The organism is Nonomuraea sp. NPDC003707, from assembly GCF_053587055.1.
On record NZ_JBSFNK010000113.1, the window covers coordinates 1 to 3,341 of the forward strand.

General features: G+C 69.5%; 1 protein-coding gene. It reads right to left on the bottom strand.

Annotated elements, in window-relative coordinates:
• The coding region (locus ACWDRB_RS67660) for a type I polyketide synthase (RefSeq protein WP_449912838.1) at window positions 1-3,302 on the bottom strand (3,302 nt) is incomplete at its 3' end.
• Window positions 3,303-3,341 lie beyond the last annotated feature (39 nt).

Below are 3,341 nucleotides of genomic sequence, written 5' to 3' on the forward strand. Positions count from 1 at the left end.
CTGTCGTCGGTGTTTGTGCCGGCGAGGTGGTCGAGGGCGTGGTGGAGGTCGTCGGCGTTGCGGGCCAGGATGACGGCGCGGTGTTCTAGATGGGCACGCGTGGTGGCGGTGGACAGGGCGATGTCGTGCAGGGGGAGGTTGGGGTGGGTGGTGAGGTGGTCGGCCAGGCGGGCGGCCTGTGCGGCCAGGCTGGTCTGGTCACGGGCGGATAGGGCTACCGGGATCAGCGGCAGGGGCTGCGGAGCTTCAGCGGCCATCCCGGTGTCAGCGATTGTGCTGGTGCCCGCGTTGGGGCCGGTGCCGGTGGGGGTGGGGTGGGGGGCTTGTTCGAGGATGAGGTGGGCGTTGGTGCCGCTGATGCCGAAGGAGGAGATGGCGGCGCGGCGTGGTTTGTCGGTGTGTGTGGGCCAGGTTTGGGGGTGTTGGAGGAGGCGGATCTGGCCTTGTTCCCAGTCGACGTGGGTGGTGGGGGTGGTGATGTGCAGGGTTTGGGGGAGGAGGGCTTCGCGGGCGGCCATGACCATCTTGATCACACCCGCCACCCCAGAAGCGGCCTGCGAATGCCCGAAGTTGGATTTGACCGACCCCAGCCACAGCGGCTCCGCCGGATCCCGATCGCGCCCGTAGGTGGCCAGCAGAGCCTGGGCCTCGATGGGGTCGCCGAGTTTGGTGCCGGTGCCGTGGGCTTCGACCGCGTCGATGTCACCGGGGGCCAGGCCGGCGTTGGCCAGCGCCTGGCGGATCACCCGCTCCTGCGAGGGACCGTTGGGGGCCGACAGGCCGTTGCTGGCACCGTCCTGGTTGACCGCCGATCCGCGGATCACACCCAGAACCCGGTGGCCGTTGACCTGCGCCTCCGACAACCGCTCCAGCAGCAGGATGCCCACACCTTCGGAGAAGACGGTGCCGTCGGCCTCATCCGAGAACGCCTTGCATCGGCCGTCTCTCGCCAGACCACGCTGACGGCTGAAGTCCACCAGGAGCTCAGGCGTCGCCATGACCGTCACACCACCCGCGAGCGCCAGAGTGCTTTCGCCTCGGCGCAGGGACTCGCAGGCCAGATGGATGGCGACCAGAGAGGAGGAGCAGGCGGTGTCCACCGTCAGCGCCGGGCCTTCGAGACCGAGGTTGTAGGCCACCCGCCCCGACATGACGGAGCCGGCGTTTCCGGTCTGCAGGTATCCCTCGATCTCCTCGGGGTACGGTCCAGGCCCTGAGCCATAACCCGTCTGAGTTCCGCCGATGAAGACGCCGGTCGGGGTGCCGCGGAGCGCGTCCGGGTCGATCCCGGCCCGTTCCAGAACCTCCCACGACGTCTCCAGCAGCAGCCGCTGCTGCGGATCGATCGCGATCGCCTCACGCGGACTGATCCCGAAAAACGCCGCGTCGAACCCGGCGGCGTCCTTCAGGAACCCACCCTCACGCAGATACGTGGTCCCCACATGGTCCGGGTCCGGGTCATACAACGCCTCCAGATCCCAGCCCCGATCCTCCGGGAAGGAGGAGATGCCCGAACGGCCCTGCACGAGCATCTCCCACAGGTCCTCCGGCGAATTCACCCCGCCCGGATAGCGGCAGCCCATCGCCACGATCGCGATCGGCTCCCCGATCCCCGCGGACGCAGACGCGGCCCGCACCGGCTCGGCCACGGCGGCCGTGCTGTTGCCGGTGACGCGCTGAAGCAGATGCGCTGCCAGCGCAGTCGGGGTGGGGTGGTCGAACACCAGCGTCGCGGGCAGTTTCATGCCGGCGGCCCGGCTGAGCCGGTTGCGCAACTCGACGGAGGTCAGGGAGTCGAAGCCCAGATCCTTGAACGGGCGTCCCGCTTGGATCGCCTCACCGGAGGCATGCCCCAGGACCGCAGCGGCTTCGGCGCAGACCAGCGACACCAGCACATGTTCCTGCTCAGCCGCCGGCAACCCGGTCAGACGGCGTTCCAGCGCCGACCCGCTGCCGGAGACAGGCTCGGTGCGGGCGGTGCGACGCGTGGGCGTGCGAGCCAGTCCACGCAGAATCGCCGGGACGCCGTCGTGGCGGCTGCTGAGAGTGCGAGTGTTGATGGGCAGAGGTACGAGGAAGGGCTCCGGCATTGTCAGAGCGACGTCCAGGAGTTGCATGCCCTCGTTGGCGCCCATGGCGGTGAATCCCGAACGGGACAGCCGCTCCAGATCGAGTTCCGCCAACTGGTTCGTCATGCCACCCGTTTCCGGCGCCCACAAGCCCCAGGCGAGGGATTGAGCGGGTAGGCCGCTGGCGTGGCGGTGGATCGCCAACGCATCCAGGAAGGCGTTGGCCGCCGAGTAGTTACCCTGCCCGGCACTGTCCAGCGTGGCAGCCGAGGAAGAGTAGAGAACGAACGCGGCCAGGTCCAGTTGCTGGGTGGCCTGGTGCAGGTGCCAGGCGGCGTCCGCTTTCGGTCGCAGTACTCGGTCGATCTTGTCGGGGGTGAGCGAGGTGACCACACCGTCATCCAGCACCCCGGCCGTGTGGAAGACCGCCGTCAGCGGGTGCTCGGCCGGGACCCGGCCAAGGAGCGCGGCCACCTGCTCGGGATCCGACAGATCGCACGCCGCGATCTCGACCGTCGCACCCGCCGTCTCCAGGTCGGCCCGGAGCTGGTCGGCGTCAGGGGCCTGGTCTCCTCGGCGGGAGGCCAACAGCAGACGCCCCACCCGGTGCTCCCCGGCGAGGTGGCGGGCCAAGATGGCGCCCAGACCGCCCGTGCCACCCGTGATCAGCACGGTGCCGTCGGGGTCCAGGCTGCGCGGCATGGTGAGGATGATCTTGCCGGTGTGGCGGGCCTGGGCCATGTGCCGGAATGCTTGGCGGGCCTGCTGGACCGGCCAGCACCGCACCGGCAACGCCGCCAACTCCTGGGAAGCGAACAGGTCCAGCAGCTCGCCCAGCATCTGCCCGACCCGCTCATGCCCGGCATCCATCAGGTCGAAGCTGCGGTACCGCACCTGCGGATGGGTGCCCGCGACATCGGCCGGATCGCGCCGGTCGGTCTTGCCCATCTCGATGAACCGGCCACCCTCGGCAAGCAGGTCGAGGGAGGCGTCGGTGAACGGCCCCGCCAGCGAGTTGAGCACCACATCCATCCCCGCTCCGCCCATCACCGTGGCGAAGGCGTCGGCGAAGTCCAGATCGCGGGAGGAAGCGATGTGATCATCCGGCACGCCCAACGCCCGCAGCACATGCTGCTTGGCAGGCGAAGCGGTGGCGAACACCTCCGCACCCAGATGCCGGGCGATCTGGATCGCGGCCATGCCGACCCCACCCGCGCCGGAGTGGATCAGCACCCGCTCTCCCCGGGTGAGTCCGGCCAGGTCGACCAGCCC